Here is a 19,388-nt window from a genome sequence, read left to right as displayed (position 1 = left end):
TGTATTGTTGGCCGTCGCCGGGACCCGGCGACGGCCGGCCACACACCCCACCCGTAGGAGGAGCCAATGTCCGCGCTCGCCGTCGCACACCCCCGCCGCGTACACCTGCGTCCCGTCCCCGCGCTGCCGCCGGAACCCCCGGTGACGGTGACCATCAGCATCGCCGGTGGCGCGGCCGAAGGGCGCACCCGCGTCCTCGCCGCCCTGCGCGACCTGGTCGACGCGGCCGGTCCGGGCGCTGAGGTGGCGGTCGAGTCGACCGAGCCGGACCACGGCAGCCCCATCCACCTCGACCCGCGCGCCCGCACCGCGCTGCGCGACGGCGCCCAGCTCGACCTGAGCCGCCTCGAGTACGACCTGCTGCTGTTCCTGGCCCGCCACCCCCGGCAGGTGTTCAGCCGCAGCCAGCTCCTCGCCCAGGTGTGGGGCCACACGCACACCACCAACCGCACGGTCGACGTGCACGTCAGCCGGTTGCGCACCAAGCTCGACGACCCCGAGGTCGTCACCACGGTCTACGGCCTCGGCTACCGTTTGGCCGACGATGCCAAGATCACTGTTACCGGCAACGAGTAGTAGGGGGCACAGCACCATGGCGGGACGCACGGTGGCGGTAGTCGGCGGTGGCGCTTCGGGCGTTCTGGCCACCAAAGAGCTGCTGCGCGGCGGTGACCAGGTCGTGTTGATCGAGCCGGACGAGCCCGGTGGCGGCCTCGCCTACGGCACGGCCCGCCCGTGGCACCTGCTGAACTCCCGGGCCGGCGCGATGAGCGCCGACCCGGAGGACCCCGGCCACTTCGTCCGCTGGGCGAATTGCTCGCCCGAGGAGTTCCGGCCGCGCGCCGAGTTCGGCCGCTACCTGCGCGACGTCTTCAGCGGGCTGAAGGGCGTCGACCTGGTGCAGGCCCGCGCCACCGGCCTGTCCGAGCGTGGTGTGGTGCTGGAGGGCGGCCGCGAGGTGCGCGCCGACGAGATCGTGGTGGCGACCGGCAACCCGGCGGCGGCCCAGCCCGCGGCCCGCCCCGACCACCCCGACTACATCCCCGACCCGTGGCGGGCCGGGGTGCTCGACGCGATCCCGTCCGACGTGCCGGTGCTGCTGGTCGGCGCCGGGCTGACCGCCATCGACGTGGTGCTCACGCTCACCGCCGACGGCCGCCGGGACGCCCCGATCACCGCGGTGAGCCGGCGCGGCCAGTTGCCGCTGAGCCACACCGCGGTGCCGTCGCCGCCGGCCGCGCTGCCGATCGACGAGTCGCTGACACTCCGCGACATCGTCCGATTTATCCGTGCAGAAGCCGAAAAAGCGGGCGATTGGCGTGCGGTGGTCGACGGCCTGCGGCCGCACCTCGACCGCATCTGGGGCAGCCTGAGCTGCGACGAGCAGGAGCAGTTCCTGCGCCACCTGGCCCGCCCGTGGGAGTGTCACCGGCACCGGATGGCCCCCGCGGTCGGCACCCTGATCGACGCCCTGCGCGAGGAGGGCCGCTTCGAGGTCCGGGCCGGCGGCATCCGCTCGATGACCGCGCCGCCCGCCGGTGGCCTGCTGGTCGAGCTGGAGGCCGGCGTGCAGTGGTTCGGTGCCGTGGTCAACTGTGCCGGCCCCGGCCGCCTACCCGCCGCGGCCGGGGGTTTCGCCGGGGCCTTGCTCGACGCCGGGCACGCCCGGGTCGGCCCGCACGGGCTCGGTCTCGACATCGACGCCAAGGGCCGGGTGATCGGCGCCGACGGCCGGGTGCGCGACAACCTGTGGCTGATCGGCCCGCTGCGCCGCGGCGCCCAGTGGGAGACCACGGCGGTGCCGGAAATTCGTTCTCAGGCGCATGCATTGATTGACCGACGTAAATAACCCCATCCCGGTTCGGTCATAGTTCGGCAGTATGACGCGGTTGTTTCCCCAGGTCAGGGCTGGATTGATGGGCATCGTGGCAACAATTGCCACGCCTTGTGGACATATTGAGAACTCTCAATACTGCAAGGGCACGGTGCGCCATCGGCGTACCACCCCACCCCCCTGGGAGGAACCAAGTGCTAAACCGGAAGCTGCGCCGACCGATCGTCGGCCTTGCTGCCTGCGTGCTCGTCGGCTCCGCGTTCGCCGCGTCACCCGCGTCGGCCGCACCCGTCGCGGGCATCGACCCGTCGTTCGCACCCTCCGCCCTCGCCTCCAAGCTCGACACGCAGTTCGGCAGCAAGTCCGCCGGCTCGTACGTCGACGCGGCCGGCAAGGTGGTTGTGAACGTGACCGACGCCGCCACGGCGGCCCAGGTCACCGCGTCCGGCGCGACCGCCCGTTATGTCACGCACAGCGGTGCCGAACTGGCCGCTGCCGACGACTCGCTGAAGGCCACGCTGAAGACGCCTGGCACGACGTTCGCCGTCGACCCGATCACCAACGTGGTCGCGGTCACCTACGACAGCACCGTCACCGGCGCCAAGCTCGACGCGGTCAAGGCGACCGTCGCCAAGCTCGGCGACAAGGCGACCCTCACCGCTGCCCCCGGCACCCTCAGCACCACGATCTCCGGTGGCGACGCGATCTACGCCGGTGGTGGCCGTTGCTCGCTCGGCTTCAACGTGAAGACCAGCGCCAACGTCTACTACTTCCTGACCGCCGGGCACTGCACCAACATCGGTGCGACCTGGACCAACGGTTCGGCCACCCTCGGCACCCGGGCCGGCACCAGCTTCCCGGGTAACGACTACGGCATCGTCCGGTACACGAACACGACTATCACCAAGACTGGTGGCGTCGGCTCCCAGGACATCACCTCGGCCGGCACGCCGGCCGTCAACGCCACGGTGTACCGCCGCGGCTCTACTACCGGTATCCACTCGGGCCGGGTGACCGCTCTGAACGCTACGGTCAACTACTCCGAGGGCTCGGTCTCCGGTCTCATCCGGACCACTGTTTGCGCTGAGCCTGGCGACAGCGGTGGCTCGCTGTACTCGGGTACTACGGCCCTGGGCCTTACCTCCGGTGGTAGCGGCAACTGCTCCTCCGGTGGCGTTACCTACTTCCAGCCTGTTGTTGAGCCGCTTAGCGTTTACGGCGTCAGCGTTTTCTAAGCCTTCCTGCTAGGCAGGAGACGGCCCCTCCTTTGTTTGGGAGGGGCCGTTTTCTTTCTTGCGGTGGACGGTTTCGGGCGGGGTGACCCAAGACGAGCGGTGGGGCATCTATTGCTTGTCTTGGGTCACCCCGCCCGAAACCTTGCTTGGAGGCAACTGGCGGGCAGGCGGTGGTACCTCGCTGCTGTTTGCATTGTTGGGCTCAGCGGTCCCCTGACGGGGGGTGGTCTGGCTGCCGCGCTGTGGTCCGGGGCGGTGAGATGGTCGGGCAGGCCGGCCACAGTGGTGGGTCCTGGGAATAGACCTCGCCGGCTGCGCTTGGCGGTGGGGAAACCCCGTTGTGGTTGCGGTGGGGGGTGGGGTGGGGGCTTTTCAATCTTGCGCCGCCCGTGACTCGGAAAAGTGCTCGTGGGTCTGGGTGATCTGGGTGCCTTTGAACAGCTGAGCGACGGGTCACTTCCTGCGATTCGATCTGAGTGGTAACGATCATGACGACTGTTTCTCGTCTTCGGTCATGGTCTGATGACCTTGTGACGGCGAAGGAAGCCTTCGGGGCCATGGTCAAGGCGCAGGTTGGTCCGCCATTGCGCGCGGCTGGCTTCAAGGGGTCGGCTCCGACCTGGCGGCTGATCTCGCCTGCGGGCGATATCGCGATCGTCAATCCGGATGTCTGACGCCGTCATCTACCTCTGGATCACCGACCCCGCAAGAGGTCAAACCCTCCGCGAAAGCGCGACAATCCGGGCAATCCGTGAATCGACACGTTGACCTTGCGAAGTTCCTGCTCGCTCAGAACAGGACCCCTCCATGATCCACACGCAGGCCGCGTGGAGTGCCAACATGCCGGACAATTCGGCAGCTGCGGTATCGACCTTGCCGAGTTGCTGTCGGCTCCTGACAGCAACTCTCCTAGATCTACACGGATGGGGCGACGAACCGCAGCGTCGCCATCGTCCGGCGGTCTGAACCGCCTACCGGTGAGAAACCGGGAGGCGGACCGGAATCCGCCCGTCCGGAAACTCAGCCACTCGCAAGGCGCGCGCTCATCGGCAACGCGGTCTTCGAGCGCTCGGCCGGGGGTTCGGGGGCAGTGCCCCTGAGGTCTTGAAACGCTCTACGGATGGGCTCGGGACTGCAGCCACTCGGGATTTACGGCGATTGTGTCGGGAGTTAGGCCGTAATGATCGGCTACCTTGCGCAGCTGGTCCTCGCCTCGGCCTAGCGTGAAACGGTGGCCGTCTGGGTCTTGTACTACGAAGTCGCGCATTCCGTTGGGGCGGGACGCTACCGGGTCTACTACGTCGGCGCCGGCCTGCTGGTACTCCGCGCACAACGTATCGGGATCCTCCACATAGACATATGCGACCTGGGTGGGTGGTGGCCCGTCGCCGGGCCAGGGGACCAGCAGCAGCGTCTCGATGTCGCCACTGGACAGGGCGGCCAGCGTGCCGTCCGTGGTGCGCCAGGCCAGGCGGAAGCCGAGGGCTTCCTGGTAGTAGGCGATGGAGCGGTCCAGGTCGGTGACTGAGAGCCTTGGCATTACGTGCAGCCAGGTGGTCAGGTCGGTAGGGGCGGTCATCGGGGTGTCCTCCTGGGTCAGGGCGTCTACCGCGTTCAGCAGGCGGCGGACTTCGTCCAGCCGGGCCTCCAGCCGGGCGCGATGGGACTGGAACAGATGGCGCCGGTCCTCCTCGCCTGCTCCGGCCAAGATGCGGCGGATGTCGGCGATGGGCATGTCCAGCGAGCGGAGCAGGGCGATAACCCGGGCGGCACCGGTCTGGCCGCTTGTGTAGTAGCGGTAGCCGGTCTGCTGCTCGCGGCTTTCCGGTTCTAGCAGCTTCAGCCGGTCGTAGCGGCGTAGCTGCGGGATGCTCAGGCCTACCAGTTCGGCGAACTGGCCGATCTGCCAGCGGCCGTCCGTGTTTTCGTCCACCAGGCGATTCTGCGAGGCTCACCCGCGTCAGGGTCAAGCGAGCTAGCCGCATGGGACGCAGAATAGTCGGCGACTATCAAGTGGTGGAGGCTCGATGAGCGACCTGCGGGGGGACGAGCGGACGACGCTCGAAGGATTTCTCGAGGAGCATCGCGCGGGGGTGCTTCGGGCGCTGGATGGGCTGGCTGATGAGGATGCCGCGGCGCGGTTGCTGCCGGACACCGCGATGACCATCGGCGGGATCGTCAAGCACCTGGCCCAGATGGAAGACCTCTGGTTCACCTGGAAGTTCGCCGGGGGCGACTGGCCGGCGCCCTGGGTGGACGGTGACGCGGAGGAATGGGCCTGGGAATCGGCGGCCGGCGACACGGTGGCCGAGTTGGCGGCTCTCTATGCGGCGGGCTGTGCGCGTAGCCGGGCGGTGGCCGCGGGGCAGCCTGACCTGGATGCGGTGGCCGCTTCGCCGTCGTTCGGCAAGGGGCCGGTCAGTCTGCGGTGGCTGTTCGTGCACATGATTCGGGAGACCGCTCAGCACCGGGGGCATCTTGACCTGATGCTCGACGTACTGCGTTAGTCGCCCTGTTCGATTTTGTCCTCGCCGCGGCGGCGGAGCATCTTCAGGCCGGGGATGCCGGCTATGGCCAGGCGCAGGTCTTCCGTCACCTCCAGGAGTTTGTGCAGGTCGGGGCCGACCTGGTCGAGCTTGGCCAGCAGCGGCATCACGTCGTCCACCAGGTGGGCGCGCAGCTGGGGGAGCTGGTCGACCATCCGGATCGCGGCGGTTACCTCCTCCGGGGACAGCTCGTCCACGAAGCGGGCCGCCAGCGGAGCTCCCTTGCGCAGCGTGTCGGCGTACGCCTCCAGCAGCTCTGTGGCGTCCAGCGCGGCCGCCTTCGCCTGATGGATCACCGCGGCGGCCTCGGCGCTGATGCCGGAGGCGGCGTCGGTGATGCCGGCCGCCTCGCCGACCACCGACGACGCGGCCTGGGTGATGCCGCCGGCCTCGCGAACCACCACCGACGCGCCGGAGGTGATCGCCCGGGCCTCGACCACGGTGGTTTCCGCCTCGTCGACGATCACCGAGACCCGGCCGATCAGCAACTCGGCCTGGTCGGCCAGCACCGTTATGCGGCTGACCAGCAGCTCGGCCTGGCCCAGGGCGCTCAGCACCCGAACCGGCAGGGTCGCGGCCGCGGCGGCGATCTCCAGCGCCTGGCCGATGGTGGCGCGGGTCAGGTCGGCGAGCGCGGCGGGTGACAGGAACGGGAACGGCATTTACCCATCATGCGCCCGGCTGTCTCGCTCCGCGATCGATCACACGCCGTGAGCGGGGGTGTTCCGTGGGTGGAAAGTCTCTGTCAACTTCGTATGCACCGGGGGTCGGGCCGCCCAAAATCGGCGCGAACACGGCACTATGGCTCAGTGCGTACTCGAATCTGGATTCTGGCGGTGGCGGCTGTGGGAGTCCTGGGGGGTGCCGGGCTGGTCGGTGTGGGCATGATGAACGACACTGCCGGTAACGGTGCGAAGTCACTGGCCGGGGTGTTTCAGGACGAGCCCAAGGCTTCCCCCACGCCCACCGGGCCGACCCCGGAGGAGATCGCGGCCGCGGAGCACGCCAAGCAGGTCAAGGCGCTGGACGCCGCGCTGAAGAAGTACGCGGCTACGGTGCCCGAGTTCTCGGTGGCCGTGCTCGACAAGAAGACCGGCGAGAAATATTCGTTCCGCGGCTCGGAGAAATACGAGACGGCCAGCGTGGTGAAGGTGCAGGTGCTCGCGTGCCTGCTGCTCACCGCGCAGGACAAGCAGCGCGATGTCTCGGCGACCGAGTTGGCGCTGGCCAAGCGCATGATCCGGCTGAGCGACAACGACGCCACCACCTCGCTGTTCTCCCGGCTCGGCAAGGCGCCCGCGATCCAGAAGTGCGACAAGCGCCTCGGCCTCACCCAGACCACGGTCAACAGCGCCTGGGGCCTGACCCGCACCACCGTCGACGACCAGGTGAAGCTGCTCGGCGAGCTGGTCGACACCAGCGGCCCGCTGGACGCCGACTCGCGCAAGCTGGCCTTCACACTGATGAGCACGGTCGACGAGGGGCAGGACTGGGGGGTGCCGGCCGCCGCCACGACCGGCGAGACCACCACGGTCAAGAACGGCTGGTTGCCGCGTTCGACCGAGAGCAACCGCTGGATCATCAACACCGTCGGCCGGATCACCGGTGACGACACCGACGTCTCGATCGCGGTGCTGTCGCACGGCCACGCGTCGATGTCCGGCGGCATCGCGGTGGTGGAGAAGGCGGCCAAGTTGACCCGTCAGTACCTCAAGTACTAGGCGCTGTGCGGGCGTCGCGGCGTTTTTGCCACCACGAGATGGACTGGTTGACGACCAGGATGAGGACGACCGCGGCGACGACGCCTTCCCAGGGCTTCGGGAAGATCGAGCCGCCGGCCACCCCGACGGCGGCGTAAACGGCCGCCCACAGGGCGCAGGCCGGCAGGTTGGCCGCCACGAAGGTGCGCCAGGACAGGCCCAGGAACGCCGCCGCCAGCAGCACCGGCACCCGGCCGCCGGGGATCAGCCGGGACACCAGCAGCACCGGGAGCGGGCTCTTCTCCAGCCGCAGCTTGACCGAGGCCAGGTGTTCCTCGTCGCGCAGCCAGCGCAGGCGGCGGGCCAGTTTCTCGCCGCCGAGCCGGCACATCGCGTACATCGCCAGGTCGCCGACGTAGGCGCCGGCCGCGCCGAACGCGATCACCAGCACGATGGTGAGTGGATGGTGTTCGTGGAAGGCGAGGGTGGCGGCGCCGCTCACGGCCGCGCCGGTCGGCACGATCGGGATGATGGCGCCGAAACAGACCACGGCGAACAACCACGCCATGGCACCGAGGTAGGCGATCACTCGCCGCGCCCGATGGTCACCGATTCGCCCTGGTCGAGCACCCGGACGTGCACCTCCGGCGCGCGTTCCGCGGCCAGCTCGGCGAACCGGGTGCCGGGGTCGCGGAACATGTGTGAGCGGACCCGGCCCATGCCGATCGGCCACAGCGTGCCGTAGTGCACCGGCACCGCCCAGGCCGCCTTCATCCGGCGCACCGCCTCGACCGCGTCGGCCGCGTCCAGGTGGTGGTGCGCGCCGAGGGTCGGGCCCCAGCCACCGACCGGGACCAGGGCCAGGTCGAGCGGGCCGATCGCGGTCATCTCGTCGAACAGGCCGGTGTCGCCGGCGAACCAGGTGCGGGCGGAACCCTCGACGACGAAGCCGATGGCCTCGGCGCGCTCGCGGGACCAGGGGCCGCGGCCACCCTCGTGGGCGGCCGGCACGGCCCGGACCGTCACGTCGCCGACGGTGACCTCCTCGCCCGGGGAGACCTCGACGCAGCGGCGGGCGTAACCCGGGCCGAGGCTCTTGGCCACGAACGCGGCGGCGCCGCGCGGCATGATCAGCCGGGGCGAGCCGGGCACGATCCGCAGCGAGGCCAGGTGGAAGTGGTCGGCGTGCAGGTGGGACAGCAGCACGGCGTCGGGCGGGGCGGCCAGCCGCGGGGTGACACCGGCCATCCGGCGCAGGTGGGCTACGCGGTCGGTGAGGACCGGGTCGGTCAGCAGGGTGGTGCCGGAGTCGGCGAGCCACACGGTGCTGTGGCCCCACCAGGTGACCGACGTCGTGCTCACGCGTTCACCGTACAGAGCCGTTTCAGCGCCCGGCCGCACAGGCGGGCGTAAACGTGCTGGCCGACCACCGCGAACGGCCCGGCGAGGCGCATCGGCAGGCGGGCCGGTCGGCTGTACGCGAACACCGTGAACCAGACCCGGTCCCGCTCGTCCCGTTCGACGAAGAAGGCCTCCTCACCGCTCGCTTGGTGGCCGGGCAATGTTCCGTACCCCCAGCCGGTCCTTTTTTCGGTTTTTTCGGTCCAAATCACCTCGCAGGGGACGCTCAGCGGCCCGACCCCGACGGTGAGTCGCACGCCCGGCGCGGCCTCCGGCCCCGAGGTGACGACGCGGGCGCCGGTGGCCCGATGCATCCGGAATGACAGAACGTGCGAACCGGCACGTTCGTAGAGGTCGGTGCCCGAGCCGAGTGGCATCCGGAAGAACAGGTGCCGGAAGCCGGGCGGCCGCAGACCGGTCTGGGTTCCGCCGACGGGGGAGTATGTCAAGTCACTCACCCCTGCATGATTCCCGAGTCGCCGCCAACTCAAGCTTCCGGCACACTGACGGCGTGACAGGTCCTCGGAGCGCGGTCGTCTTCAATCCCACCAAGGTCGACGATGTCGACGAGTTGCGCCGCATGGTCGAGCATGGGCTGAGCGGCAAGGGCTGGCCCCTGCCCAAGTGGTACGAGACCACTCCCGAGGATCCGGGCCGCGGTCAGACCAAAGAGGCCGTCAAGGACGGCGCCGAGCTGATCTTCGCCTGCGGCGGCGACGGCACGGTGATGGCCGTGGTCACCGCGCTGGCCGGCTCCGACGTCGCGATGGCGGTGCTGCCGGCCGGCACCGGCAACCTGCTCGCCGCCAACCTGGGCCTGGCCGGCGACCCGGCCACCGGCGTGCAGGTGGCGCTGGACGGCGGCCGCCGCCGCATCGACGTCGGGGTGATGGGTGACCTCTGCTTCGCGGTGATGGCCGGGATGGGCTTCGACGCGCAGATGCTGGCCGGCACGTCGGAGACGGCGAAGAAGCACATCGGCTGGCTGGCCTACGTCGTCGGGGCCGCCCGCCACCTGCGCGACCGTCCGATGCGGGCGCGCATCGTGCTGGACGGCGGGCGCTCGCTGCCGCGCCGCCCGCGGTCGGTGATCGTCGGCAACGTGGGCCGCCTGCAGGGTGGCGTGCGGCTGCTCAGCAAGGCCGACCCGGCCGACGGCAAGCTCGACGTGGCCATCCTCAGCCCGAACAATCTCGGTCACTGGGCCAGCCTCGCCTTGGCGGTGGTAAGCCGCCGGGAGCGGGTGCCGCTGATGGAGACGTTCACCGCCGAGCGCATCGAGATCTACACCAAGCAGCAGGAACAGCGGCAGCTCGACGGCGACCTGATCGAGCCCGGTCGCAGCATGAAGATCAGCATCAAACCCCGGGCGCTTCTGCTCTGCGTGCCACTTCCGGACAGCGATCCCGATCTGGCGTACGACGTGACGGTCGCGAAGAAGAACGCCGAGGACCTCCGCTCGTGAGTTCGACCGAGCCGGTCCCGGAAACCCGGGACATGAGCGGCGACGAGCTGTCCGCCGACGACGCGCTGCTCGCCCTGCGCCGCTACGGCCGCTGGCCGCTGGTTCGCGACGCGTTCATCCGGTTCCGCTACGGCGACGGGTTCAGCCACGCCCGCGCCTTCGCGTTCCAGCTGTGCCTGGCCGCCGTACCGTTCATGATCGCGGTGGCCGGCCTGGCCGCCGACCTCGGCGCGGAAACCCCCGGCCAGGTCGTGGCCGACACGATCGCTTCGATCACCCCCGGGCAGAGCGAGTCGCTGGTGCGCGAGCTGCTGGCCGACACCGAGCGCAGCCGGGACGCCGGCGAGGTCGCCCTGTTCCTCGGTCTGCTCACCGGCCTGGTCGCGCTGACCACCGCGATGGCCCAGATCGAGCGCGGCGCCAACCGCATCTACGGCGTCGAGCGCGACCGCCCGGCCCTGCTCAAGTACGTCCGGGCCGCGATCCTCGCGCTCCTGGCCGGCCTGCCCGCGCTGTTCGGCTTCGTGCTGCTGGTGGCCGGCCGCCCGTTCGGCGAATCGGCCGAACGACATTGGGGCTGGGGCGGCCACCTGCGGGTGGCCTGGGACGTGGTGCGCTGGCCGGTCAGCCTGGTGCTGATCGTGGTCGCGGTCGGCCTGATCTTCCGGTACGCCCCGCGCCGCCACCAGCCCGGTCTGTCCTGGTTGCTGTTCGGCGCGGTCGTCTCCACCGTCCTGTGGTGGCTGGTCAGCCTGCTGCTGGCCGGGTACGTCCGGGTCAGCGGCGGCTTCGGCGCCACCTACGGCCCGCTCACCGGCGTGATCGCGCTGCTGCTGTGGGCCAACCTGACCGGCATCGCGCTGTTCCTCGGGGTGGCGTTCGCGGCCCAGCTGGAGGCCACCCGGGTCGGCGTGCGCCGACCGGCGAAACAGGACAGCTGGAAACCCGGCCTGACCGGCGAGATCCCCCGGGCGCGCGGACGTAAGGCCCGGCGGTCCGTGTAGCGATCGATCCCGGCGGGTAAACGCCCGCTCATGACCGATGACGACAACCGGGTGGTGGAACGCGCCGGCTGGGCGCCGATCCGGCATTTTGCCGAGCGCAGCGTTCTCGGCCTGCTCGCCGTGGTGGCGGCCGGGCTCGGGTTCGGCCTGTTGCTGCTGCTCGTGCACTTCCGGTGGACACCGATGCAGCGCCTCGACCAGTCCATCGCGGACCGGCTCAACCATCTGATCGCCCCCAACCCGGCGGCCGTGCAGGTGCTCAAGGGCATCTCGGTGGCCGGCGGGCGGAACTGGCTGATCCCGCTGGTGGTCGTCGTGATCGTGCTGCTGCTGATCCGGCGGCGGCCCCGGCTGGCGATCTACCTCGCGGTCACCGGGCTGGGCGCGATGCTGCTCGACCCGTCGCTCAAGGCGCTGGTCGGGCGGGTGCGGCCGGTGGTGGCCGACCCGATCGCGTACGGCGGTGGCAACAGCTTCCCCAGCGGGCACACGCTCGGCTCGACCATCGTCTACGGCATGCTCGCGCTGGTCTTCCTGTCGCTGGTCAAGGGGCGCGGGCGGGGCTGGCTGATCGGTGGCGCCGCGGTCATCATCGTGGCCGTCGGGCTGAGCCGGATCGCGCTCGGCGTGCACTTCCTGTCCGACGTACTCGCCGGTTGGTTGTTGGGTTTGGCCTGGATCAGCGTCACCGCGTATGCGTTCCGGGTCTGGCGCCGCGAAGCGGGCCATATGACGCCTTCGCTGGCGGCCGGTCTCGAACCGGAAGCCGCCGCCGACCTGGCCCCGGCCCCGGCCGAAGGGCCGCTGCTGCCGCATCCGTGGGCGAAGGGCGCCGAGATCCTGGTCGGGTGGGTGTTCACGTTCGGTCTGCTGTGGGCGTTCGGGTGGCTGGTGACCCGATGGAACCCGCCGTTCGACGACGGGGTGCCGCGGTGGCTGCAGACGTTCCGCACGCCCGGCCTCGACCACCTCAGCTGGCTGTGGAGCAAGGCCGGGGACACCCACGCGATCCTGATGGTGTCGCTTGTCTTCTGCCCGATCGCGCTGGCCCTGTGGCGGCAGTGGCGGCCGGTGCTGTTCCTGGTGCTGGCCATGTTCGGCGAGCTCACCCTGTTCCTGACCAGCGCGGCCGCGACCGGTCGCCCGCGGCCGGGGGTCGAGCAGATGGACGGGCAGATGCCCACCTCGTCGTTCCCGTCCGGGCACATCGCCGCGACCATGTGCCTGTGGGTCACCATCGCCATCCTGGTGCTGGCCCGCACCCGGCACTGGTGGCGCTGGGTGTTCGTGGCCCTCGCCGTGGTCATGCCGCTCGGGGTGGCGCTGTCCCGGATGTACCGCGGCATGCACCACCCGACCGACGTGGCCGGCGCGGCCCTGCTGACCGCCTGCTGGCTGACGGTGCTGTGGTTCACGGTCCGGCCGAACGAACACGCCGAGACCGCCACCGAGGCCCGGGACGAGGCCCGCGCGCTGGTGCCGGCGTCGTGATGCGGCTGCTCACCTGGAACATCCTGGTCGGTGGCGGGGACCGGTGGCCGGCCCTCGAGGCGGTGCTGCGGCGCGAGCAGCCCGACGTGCTCACCCTGCAGGAGCTGCGCGGCTTCGACCAGCACCGGCTCGACCGCCTCGCGAGCCGGCTCGGCCTGGTCGGGCACCTGTCCCGGTCGGTCTTCGGGCAGCCGGTCGCGGTGCTGGTCCGGCCGCCCCGGGAGGTCTCCCGGCGCTGGTCGGTGCGGTGGCGGCTGCACCACGCGGCCGCCGCGGTCACGGCCGGCGACCTCACCGTGGTGAGCACCCACCTCAACCCCTTCTCGCCGGAGCGGCGCCGGCGGGAGGCGACCTGGCTGGCGGCGCACTTCCGGTCGCGCAGCCGGCTGGTACTGCTGGCCGGCGACCTCAACGGCCTCGACCCGCACACCGACCACACCGAGGCACTGGCCACCCTGGACCCGCGCTATCGCCGCCGGCACCTGGCGCCGGACGGCACGGTGGACACCCGGGGCCTGGCCGCCTTCGAGCGGGGTGGGCTGGCCGACCTGTGGCCGCGGGCCGGGGTCGGCGACGGGCGGACCGTGCCGACCGGGCTGGGCGGGGGCGAGTTCGGCGGGATGCGCCTCGACTACGTCCTCGGCAACCCGGCGGTGGCCGAGCGGGTGCGTGAGCTGCGGGTGCTGCGCGGCGACGAGACCGAGTACGCCTCCGACCACCACCCGGTGGTCGCCGACTTCGACCTCTAGCGTTACGCCGGGTCCGCGACCACCCGGTCTCGGCCGCCTCGCTTGGCCACGTACAGGTTGCGGTCGGCCTGCGACAACAATGCCGACACCGTGGCCCGGCCGTCCACCGCGGTGGTCACCCCGATGCTGGTGGTCACCGGCAGGGCGCCGGTCACCGGCTGCCAGCCGTGCGTGCGGATCCGCAACCGCAGCAGCTCGCAGCGCTTGCGTGCCTCGGCGCCGTCCATTCCCGGGAAGATCAGCAGGAATTCCTCGCCGCCCATCCGGGCCGCGATCGCCGGGCCGTCCGCCGCCTCCTTCAACAGCTCCGCGATGTGCTGCAGCACCGTGTCGCCGGTGGCGTGCGACAGCGTGTCGTTGATCCGCTTGAAGTGGTCCAGGTCGGCGATCGCCACCGAGATCGGGGTGCGCCGGGCCGCCGCCTCGGCCAGGATGGCGGGCAGCCGCTCGTTGACGTACCGGCGATTGTGGAGGCCGGTCAGCGCGTCCCGGTGGGCCATCTCGCGGAAGTGCTCGCTGGCCCGGCGGGCCTCGTTCGCCTCGAAGACGGCCTGCAGGGCCCGGGCGCGGGCTTCCCGCTGGGTGGAGTGCAGGGCGGCCGAGTCGGCATGAAAGAGCAGATGCTCCTCGTACGCCTCCCGGAAGTTGCCCTGGGCGGCGTGCAACGCCGCCTGCTCCTGCCGGGCCCGAGCCCGCAGCCGGCCCAGTCCGTTCGTCTCGCATTCGAGGATGGCCCGGTCGATCGCGCTCTGCGCGTCGCCGAACCGGCCGTCCAGCCGCCGCGCCTCGGCCAGGGTGAGCATGCACTCGGCGGCCGCGTCGCCCTCGTTGACCGGCAGGCTGCCGTCGAGGATGCCGGCCAGCGCGGTCTCCACCGACGCGTAGCGGCCACTCATCATCTCCACCCGGGCCACGGTGTCCAGCTCGTTCGCCGACAGCGGGCGGCGGGCCCGGCCGGACGCCAGCCGCATCCGCTCGGCCAGGGCGCGGGCGGCCGTCTCGTCGCCGTTCTCGTAGGCCGAGTAGGTCATGTTGTTGAGCACGAGCAGGGTGAGCGCGTGGTCGCCGATCTCGTTGGCGATCTGGAGCGCCTCCCGGGAACGCCGGTCGCCCTCCTCGATGGAGCCGCCGTCGTCGAGCGCCACCGCCAGGGTCATCAGGTGCCGGGCCCGGATCGCCGGGGGTACGTCGTCGGTCAGGTTCGCCACGCACTGCACCCCGTGGGTGAGCGCGTCGGAGATGTCGCCGACCAGCCGGTAGAACATCGACAGTTCGCGGTGGGCCCGGGCCAGGACGTACGGGCTGTCGTGCGCCTCCGCCCAGGCCCGTGCCTGGTGGGCCAGTCGGCCGCCCTCACCGATCCGGCCCGCCCGCAGCAGCGCGTCCGCGCCCAGCAGGGCCGCCCGCTGGACCGCCTCCTCGTCGCCGGCCGCACGTGCTTCGTGCTCCACCGCGGCGGCGGGTTCCCGGACGCTGCGGTAGTCGATCACCCCGCGGATCTCGAGCTCGGTCAGAGTGGCCGCGAAGGCCGCACGGACGTCGTCGGCGACCGGGGCGTGGCCGCGTTCCACCGCCTTCGTCGTCACGTTGTCTGCTTCCTGCCGAGGGAATGCCGTGACGACCCATGGTGCTCAGCGGCGGGAGCAGAACCGGTGCCGCTCGGTTGCGGCCGGGTTGCTTATCTTTTCGCTTACCTTTTGGTGCAGACCGGGGCTGATCCGGCGATGCGGTCGGTGCCGTAGGCGACCGAGACCGTGAAGCAGTAGTTCTGGTCGGGGTTCAGCCCGTAGACCATGTAGTCGGCGGTGCCCGCCGGCAGTTGCTGGAACGCTCGCAGCTGCTGCCCGGCCCGGCCGCCGGAGACCAGCACCGGCCCCTCCGCGCCCTTCGGGTAGACCCAGGTCAGCGCGACGCTGTCGCGGTTGTCCCGGAGCTTGACGTCGGTGGGCGAGCCCGGGTCGCCGACCGGGGGAGCGGTGGCGCTGCTCGCCGTGGTCGGGGTGGCCGAGGCGGTCGTGGTGGCGGTGATGGGAGCCGCGGTGGGCTGCGTGCCGGTCGTGCCGGTCGCGCCGTTCGCGTCGGGCAGGGTCAGCGCCACGATCGCGATGGCCACCGCGATGCCTGCGATCAGCACCGCGATCAGCAGGAACGGCTGACGCCGGCGGCCGGTCACCGGTTGCTCGGTGCGCACCGGAAGGAGGCGTTCCGAGTTGGGTGGCGTGGCCAGGGTGCTGGCCGGCGCCGAACCGATCGGCTGCGGGCGCCCGTCGGGGCCGTAGTTGGGGGCGCGGTGGCCGGGCAGCGGCGGCGGGGTGTCGGCGCGGGCGTGCCGGCCGAGCAGGTCGCCCGGCGCCTGATGCACGTCGGCCAGGTAGAGCGGCTGCTGGTAGACGGTGCCGTTCGGGTCGGTGGGGCGGTTGTCGGGCGGCGGCCGCAGCGGGTTGGCATCGGGCGGGAAACCGTCGCCACCCGGGTCGGGCACGCCCGGCCGGCGCGGGAACGGCACCTGCTGAACGGTCGGCCGGTCGTCCTCGCTGTCCTGGAACTCGGCGTCCTGCGGTCCGTCGTCCCACGGGCGGCTGGGTGGGGCGGCCTCCTCCTGAGGTGCCTCCTCCTGCGGGACGGCCTCCTGGGGAGCGGCGACCTGCGGGCCGGTGGACTGGGCCACCCGGCCGCACACGTGGCGGCCCGTTGCGGAGGCGGAGGCCAGCGCGCTCACCTGGCGGACCAGCGGGTGGTCGGCCGGCAGGTAGCGAGCGCAGAGCTCCTGGGCCAGCGCCAGGTGCTCGCGGGACTCGGCGTCGCGGGCGCACTCACGCTCCATCGCACCCAGCCGGGCCAGCATCTTGATGCCGGCCGGGGCGGCGTCGCCGTGCTGGGCGCGATGCCTGGTCCAGGCGTCGCTGAGCCGGGCCCGGGCCGACTGGCAGTGCCCGGCCGCGTGCTCGGCGGTGGCCAGGTCGGCCTCGGCCGCCAGCACCCGTGGTGCGTCCGGGCCCTCGCGGGCGGCCAGCTCGGTGACCAGGGCCTGATAGACCTGGGCGGCCTTGCCGTAGTGGCCGACCCGCTGCAGCACCGCCGCGTGGGTGGCGGCCGCGCCCAGGGTGCGCTCGTCGTGCGGCCCGTGCAGCCGCTCCTCGGCCTCGTGCGCGTAGGCGGCCCACAGGCGGGCGCTGTGCGGGTCGCCCAGTGCGATCAGCAGGCGGGCGTGCAGTGCGGCGGCCATCGCCAGGTCGGCGTCGGCGTGGCGGGGATCGGTGGCGTCGGCCGGATCGAGCGCGGTGGCCAGCACCCGCTGGGCACCGACCAGATCGCCCGCAGACGACAACGTCTGCGCGCGCTGCGTCAGGTCAGCGGTCGTCACCGAAGGCATGTGTCCCATAGTGCTCGCCCGAACACCGTAGGTACAACCCCGCAGCCGCGCGCCTGTTTTCGGCTACGTAGCGCGACAATGTAGAGCGTGATTGCCGCTGTGAAACGGGAACTGCTGGTCCGGCACCTGGAGGCGTGGGCTCCGGCCGCGCTGCACCGCGGGCGGCGGGTGACCTACGCGCACGGCTTCGCCGATGCGGACGGCGGGGAATCGGCCGAGGCCGCGGCGCGGGTGCTGGTCGAGCAGACCGATTTCGTACGTGGCCGGGAACTGTCCATGCTGCTCGTCGGGGAGCAGACCGATGCCGTACGCGATCGGTTGGCGGCCGTGGTCGGCGATGCGGCACTTACCGTGTTCGCGGTGTCCGGCGGCACCGACGCGCGGCTCGCGGTGGCTCTGAAGGCGGCCGGTGCTCAGCGCGTACCGCTGCTGGGGTTTCTTGATTCGAGCGCGGGTGAACCGCCCGCGCCGGCCACCGTGGCCGCGTTGGCAGCCGGTAAGCCGGCGGAGTTTCTGCTGGTGTTGCCGCCCGGCACGGCGGTCGAGCCCTATCGCGCGGGATGGCCGCTGTGTGCGTCGGTGGAGTTGGCGACCGGCGACGAGCCCGGAGAATTGCTGCTCTTCGGCACCACATCCGGCAAAAGCCTCGAGGGGTTCAAAGAGGCACTGTGGGCGGTCGACGAGTTCGCCGGGGTGCGCTACCGCGACCCCGGCGATCCGGACCGGCACCTGATCGACATCTCGCTCAGCCCGCACCCCGGTCCGCTACGGCGTGAGCTGCTCGCGCACCTGGCCCGAGTGGGTTCGGCGACGGTGACCGAGCTGCGGACGTTCACGCTCACGTCGACGATCTATCGGGCCGCGGACGCCACCCGGGTGCTGCACACCCTGGTGGACTCGGGGGCCGTCACCCGCCAGCCGCCGACCGGGCGGCTGGGCGGGGATGTCGTGATCGGCGTGGGTGACTAACGCTTGTCCTGCTTCCAGGACAGCGGGCCGGGCAGGTCGACGCGGTGCGCGCGGGTGCGCGAGTTCCAGGACCAGCGGCCGATTTTGAAGCTCCACGAGGAGAAACCATTCTCCGTGAAGTTCAGGATCAGCGGCCCGAACTTCTTGCGGCTGCGGAACAGGATGGCCATCGGTGCGTCCCTCCCTGGGGCGGTACTGGTCGGTTGGCCATCGATTCCCGGTTTTGGGGAATTACAAACTCAGCGAGGCTGCCATGCATCCGGGCGGGTCGTGAGCTTGCGGACGTGGGCCGGCATCCGGCCGCTGATCAACTCGGCCAGACTCACCTCGTCGACCACCTCGCGGACCGCGGCCCGGACGGCCACCCATAGGTTAGGGAGGTTTTCGGCGGCGCCTTCGTAGCGTGTCTCTTCCGGACGGAGGCCACGCACACCGGCCAGCGGTCCATCGACCGCTCGCAATATCTGGCCGATTGTTACGTCCCGTGGGGACGCTGACAGGGTGTAGCCGCCTTCGGCACCTCGCTGGGCCCGGACCACACCCGCACGGCGCAGATCGGCGAGCACTGCCTCGAGGAACTTGCGGGGCATGTCCTGGTCCTGGGCAATGGCCTGGGCCGACATCAGGGACGGATAGGCCTGCGCCAAGCTGAGGGCGGCGCGGACCGCGTAATCACCACGCGCGGAGATCTGCACCCACCCATCATGCCCCCTTGATGTCAACAACCCGCACATACCCCATGGATGAATGGGAATTACGCTCAGTCAGGGGGTCGTCGCTGCTCCGGGATCGCGGCGTGGTTGTCCGGACTCGCCTCGGCGCGGAAGTGGCCAGGGCTGATCCCGACCTCGCGGTGGAAGAACCGGCCGAAGTTCGTCGGCTCGGGAAACCCGAGGTAGCGGCCCACTTCGGCGACCGACATCGGGGTGCAGGCAAGCAGCCGGCGGGCCTCGAGGGCGACCCGGTCGTCGACCACCTGCTTGGCGGTGCGGCCGGTGACCGCGAGGCTGGCCCGGGTCAGCGTGCGCACCGAGCAGCCCATCTCGTCGGCGTAGTCCTCGACCCGGCGGCTGCGCGGATGACCCGACTCGAGCCGCCGCCGGAACCGGGCGAACGTGCGGGCCTCGGCGCCGTGGGCCGGCGGTCGGCCGGCCAGCAGCGCGATGCGGAGCAGCAGCACGGTCAGCTGGTGGCGGAGCAACTCGGCGGCGAGCGGCCCGGCCCGGTGCCGGTCGCAGTCGACCGCCAGCTGGGCGAACTCGCTGATCACCGCGTCTTCGTCCTCGCCCTCCAACTGCCAGCGCGTCGGTGATTCCGGCTGATCGGGCCAGTGGTCGCCGGCCAATCGGCCGTCGAACGTGACGACGGAAGCGGCCAAGCCGTTCGAACCGAGTTGGAGGGCCTGCCCCGGGCGGATCCACAGCAGCGTGCCCGGCCGGCAGATCTTAGCCTCGAAGTCGACCTCGACGGTGCCGTGCCCGGCCGTCGCCAGCAGCAACGCGTGGAAACTCGGGCGCCACGGCGGCATCGGCTGGATCTCGCGCAGAACGCACGTGCCCACGCCCGCCCAGCCGGGCGGCGAGAGCGCTGTGGCGTGCGTTCTTGTTGAGGTCATCGGGCT

General features: G+C 71.0%; 21 protein-coding genes. 11 read left to right on the top strand and 10 right to left on the bottom strand.

Annotation, left to right across the window (positions count from 1 at the left end):
* The first annotated feature begins 66 nt into the window (after positions 1-66).
* The 4 genes from Ate02nite_RS03020 to Ate02nite_RS03005 all read left to right on the top strand — a co-directional run bounded on the left by Ate02nite_RS03020 (position 67) and on the right by Ate02nite_RS03005 (position 3,743).
* Positions 67-576 carry a winged helix-turn-helix domain-containing protein gene (locus tag Ate02nite_RS03020; protein ID WP_203798393.1) on the top strand — a complete coding sequence of 170 codons (510 nt, stop codon included), beginning with the start codon at positions 67-69 and terminating at the stop codon, positions 574-576.
* 16 nt (positions 577-592) lie between these two features.
* Positions 593-1,849 (top strand): FAD/NAD(P)-binding protein, encoded by a 1,257-nt coding sequence (locus tag Ate02nite_RS03015; RefSeq protein WP_203798391.1) that lies wholly within the window; start codon positions 593-595, stop codon positions 1,847-1,849.
* Positions 1,850-2,028: 179 nt separating this feature from the next.
* Positions 2,029-3,069, top strand: a complete 1,041-nt coding sequence (locus tag Ate02nite_RS03010) for a S1 family peptidase (RefSeq protein WP_203798389.1) — start codon at positions 2,029-2,031, stop codon at positions 3,067-3,069.
* A 488-nt stretch (positions 3,070-3,557) separates the two neighbouring features.
* Entirely contained in the window at positions 3,558-3,743 is a 186-nt protein-coding gene (locus tag Ate02nite_RS03005) for a DUF4304 domain-containing protein (RefSeq protein ID WP_203798387.1), read from the top strand.
* 440 nt (positions 3,744-4,183) lie between these two features.
* Here the strand turns inward: Ate02nite_RS03005 and Ate02nite_RS03000 are convergent, their stop codons facing one another.
* Positions 4,184-5,002: a VOC family protein gene (locus tag Ate02nite_RS03000; protein ID WP_203798386.1), complete on the bottom strand. Its 819-nt coding sequence runs from the start codon at positions 5,000-5,002 to the stop codon at positions 4,184-4,186.
* Positions 5,003-5,096: 94 nt separating this feature from the next.
* On the opposite strand from Ate02nite_RS03000, the gene Ate02nite_RS02995 reads away from it, so the two are divergent.
* Positions 5,097-5,576, top strand: coding sequence for a DinB family protein (locus Ate02nite_RS02995; RefSeq protein ID WP_203798384.1), 480 nt, complete (start codon positions 5,097-5,099; stop codon positions 5,574-5,576).
* Here Ate02nite_RS02995 and Ate02nite_RS02990 read toward each other — a convergent pair.
* Positions 5,573-6,277 carry a hypothetical protein gene (locus Ate02nite_RS02990; protein WP_203798382.1) on the bottom strand — a complete coding sequence of 235 codons (705 nt, stop codon included), beginning with the start codon at positions 6,275-6,277 and terminating at the stop codon, positions 5,573-5,575. The genes Ate02nite_RS02995 and Ate02nite_RS02990 overlap by 4 nt on opposite strands.
* Before the next feature lie 222 nt (positions 6,278-6,499).
* Between Ate02nite_RS02990 and Ate02nite_RS02985 the strand changes: the two genes are divergently transcribed.
* Entirely contained in the window at positions 6,500-7,336 is an 837-nt protein-coding gene (locus tag Ate02nite_RS02985; RefSeq protein WP_203798380.1) for a serine hydrolase, read from the top strand.
* Here the strand turns inward: Ate02nite_RS02985 and Ate02nite_RS02980 are convergent.
* From Ate02nite_RS02980 to Ate02nite_RS02970, 3 genes are read right to left on the bottom strand one after another with little or no spacing between them, the layout of a single operon-like run.
* A complete protein-coding gene (locus Ate02nite_RS02980; protein WP_239147075.1) occupies positions 7,326-7,883 on the bottom strand; it encodes a DedA family protein in 558 nt (185 codons plus the stop codon). The genes Ate02nite_RS02985 and Ate02nite_RS02980 overlap by 11 nt on opposite strands.
* A 17-nt stretch (positions 7,884-7,900) precedes the next feature.
* Complete coding sequence (locus Ate02nite_RS02975; RefSeq protein WP_203798376.1) at positions 7,901-8,677, bottom strand: MBL fold metallo-hydrolase; 777 nt, start codon at positions 8,675-8,677, stop codon at positions 7,901-7,903.
* Complete coding sequence (locus tag Ate02nite_RS02970; protein WP_203798374.1) at positions 8,674-9,174, bottom strand: DUF1990 domain-containing protein; 501 nt, start codon at positions 9,172-9,174, stop codon at positions 8,674-8,676. The genes Ate02nite_RS02975 and Ate02nite_RS02970 overlap by 4 nt, the downstream gene beginning before the upstream one ends.
* 53 nt (positions 9,175-9,227) lie before the next feature.
* On the opposite strand from Ate02nite_RS02970, the gene Ate02nite_RS02965 reads away from it, so the two are divergent.
* The 4 genes from Ate02nite_RS02965 to Ate02nite_RS02950 are packed head-to-tail and all read left to right on the top strand — an operon-like array spanning position 9,228 to position 13,425.
* Entirely contained in the window at positions 9,228-10,181 is a 954-nt protein-coding gene (locus Ate02nite_RS02965) for a diacylglycerol/lipid kinase family protein (RefSeq protein WP_239147074.1), read from the top strand.
* A complete protein-coding gene (locus Ate02nite_RS02960) occupies positions 10,178-11,185 on the top strand; it encodes a YihY/virulence factor BrkB family protein (RefSeq protein WP_203798371.1) in 1,008 nt (335 codons plus the stop codon). The genes Ate02nite_RS02965 and Ate02nite_RS02960 overlap by 4 nt, the downstream gene beginning before the upstream one ends.
* Before the next feature lie 30 nt (positions 11,186-11,215).
* On the top strand, positions 11,216-12,676 hold the full coding sequence (locus Ate02nite_RS02955; protein ID WP_203798369.1) for a phosphatase PAP2 family protein: 1,461 nt from the start codon (positions 11,216-11,218) through the stop codon (positions 12,674-12,676).
* Positions 12,676-13,425, top strand: coding sequence for an endonuclease/exonuclease/phosphatase family protein (locus Ate02nite_RS02950; protein ID WP_307873270.1), 750 nt, complete (start codon positions 12,676-12,678; stop codon positions 13,423-13,425). The genes Ate02nite_RS02955 and Ate02nite_RS02950 overlap by 1 nt, the downstream gene beginning before the upstream one ends.
* Positions 13,426-13,427: 2 nt before the next feature.
* Here Ate02nite_RS02950 and Ate02nite_RS02945 read toward each other — a convergent pair whose 3' ends face one another.
* Positions 13,428-15,011, bottom strand: a complete 1,584-nt coding sequence (locus Ate02nite_RS02945; RefSeq protein WP_203798365.1) for a GGDEF domain-containing protein — start codon at positions 15,009-15,011, stop codon at positions 13,428-13,430.
* 104 nt (positions 15,012-15,115) lie between these two features.
* On the bottom strand, positions 15,116-16,798 hold the full coding sequence (locus Ate02nite_RS02940; protein WP_239147073.1) for a fibronectin type III domain-containing protein: 1,683 nt from the start codon (positions 16,796-16,798) through the stop codon (positions 15,116-15,118).
* An 87-nt stretch (positions 16,799-16,885) separates the two neighbouring features.
* On the opposite strand from Ate02nite_RS02940, the gene Ate02nite_RS02935 reads away from it, so the two are divergent.
* Positions 16,886-17,767, top strand: coding sequence for a hypothetical protein (locus tag Ate02nite_RS02935; protein WP_203798364.1), 882 nt, complete (start codon positions 16,886-16,888; stop codon positions 17,765-17,767).
* Here the strand turns inward: Ate02nite_RS02935 and Ate02nite_RS02930 are convergent.
* The 3 genes from Ate02nite_RS02930 to Ate02nite_RS02920 all read right to left on the bottom strand — a co-directional run bounded on the left by Ate02nite_RS02930 (position 17,764) and on the right by Ate02nite_RS02920 (position 19,382).
* Positions 17,764-17,937 (bottom strand): DUF4236 domain-containing protein, encoded by a 174-nt coding sequence (locus Ate02nite_RS02930; protein ID WP_203798362.1) that lies wholly within the window; start codon positions 17,935-17,937, stop codon positions 17,764-17,766. The two genes, Ate02nite_RS02935 and Ate02nite_RS02930, sit on opposite strands and share 4 nt — an antisense overlap.
* Before the next feature lie 69 nt (positions 17,938-18,006).
* A complete protein-coding gene (locus Ate02nite_RS02925) occupies positions 18,007-18,462 on the bottom strand; it encodes an RrF2 family transcriptional regulator (protein WP_203798360.1) in 456 nt (151 codons plus the stop codon).
* 65 nt (positions 18,463-18,527) lie between these two features.
* Positions 18,528-19,382 carry a helix-turn-helix transcriptional regulator gene (locus tag Ate02nite_RS02920; RefSeq protein ID WP_438871147.1) on the bottom strand — a complete coding sequence of 285 codons (855 nt, stop codon included), beginning with the start codon at positions 19,380-19,382 and terminating at the stop codon, positions 18,528-18,530.
* Between the last annotated feature and the right edge of the window lie 6 nt (positions 19,383-19,388).

The organism is Paractinoplanes tereljensis, from assembly GCF_016862435.1.
Lineage (GTDB): Bacteria > Actinomycetota > Actinomycetes > Mycobacteriales > Micromonosporaceae > Actinoplanes > Actinoplanes tereljensis.
Note: the sequence above shows the minus strand (reverse complement) of the source record. Positions and strands in the feature narration are given on the sequence as shown.

Bases quoted from the DNA above. Each gene is read 5' to 3' on its own strand.
- Ate02nite_RS02940 (WP_239147073.1), bottom strand. From the start codon at position 16,798: ATGCCTTCGGTGACGACCGCTGACCTGACGCAGCGCGCGCAGACGTTG.
- Ate02nite_RS03005 (WP_203798387.1), top strand. From the start codon at position 3,558: ATGACGACTGTTTCTCGTCTTCGGTCATGGTCTGATGACCTTGTGACG.
- Ate02nite_RS02995 (WP_203798384.1), top strand. From the start codon at position 5,097: ATGAGCGACCTGCGGGGGGACGAGCGGACGACGCTCGAAGGATTTCTC.
- Ate02nite_RS02955 (WP_203798369.1), top strand. From the start codon at position 11,216: ATGACCGATGACGACAACCGGGTGGTGGAACGCGCCGGCTGGGCGCCG.
- Ate02nite_RS02990 (WP_203798382.1), bottom strand. From the start codon at position 6,277: ATGCCGTTCCCGTTCCTGTCACCCGCCGCGCTCGCCGACCTGACCCGC.
- Ate02nite_RS03015 (WP_203798391.1), top strand. From the start codon at position 593: ATGGCGGGACGCACGGTGGCGGTAGTCGGCGGTGGCGCTTCGGGCGTT.
- Ate02nite_RS02930 (WP_203798362.1), bottom strand. From the start codon at position 17,937: ATGGCCATCCTGTTCCGCAGCCGCAAGAAGTTCGGGCCGCTGATCCTG.
- Ate02nite_RS03020 (WP_203798393.1), top strand. From the start codon at position 67: ATGTCCGCGCTCGCCGTCGCACACCCCCGCCGCGTACACCTGCGTCCC.
- Ate02nite_RS02920 (WP_438871147.1), bottom strand. From the start codon at position 19,382: ATGACCTCAACAAGAACGCACGCCACAGCGCTCTCGCCGCCCGGCTGG.
- Ate02nite_RS02980 (WP_239147075.1), bottom strand. From the start codon at position 7,883: ATGGCGTGGTTGTTCGCCGTGGTCTGTTTCGGCGCCATCATCCCGATC.
- Ate02nite_RS02950 (WP_307873270.1), top strand. From the start codon at position 12,676: ATGCGGCTGCTCACCTGGAACATCCTGGTCGGTGGCGGGGACCGGTGG.
- Ate02nite_RS02985 (WP_203798380.1), top strand. From the start codon at position 6,500: ATGATGAACGACACTGCCGGTAACGGTGCGAAGTCACTGGCCGGGGTG.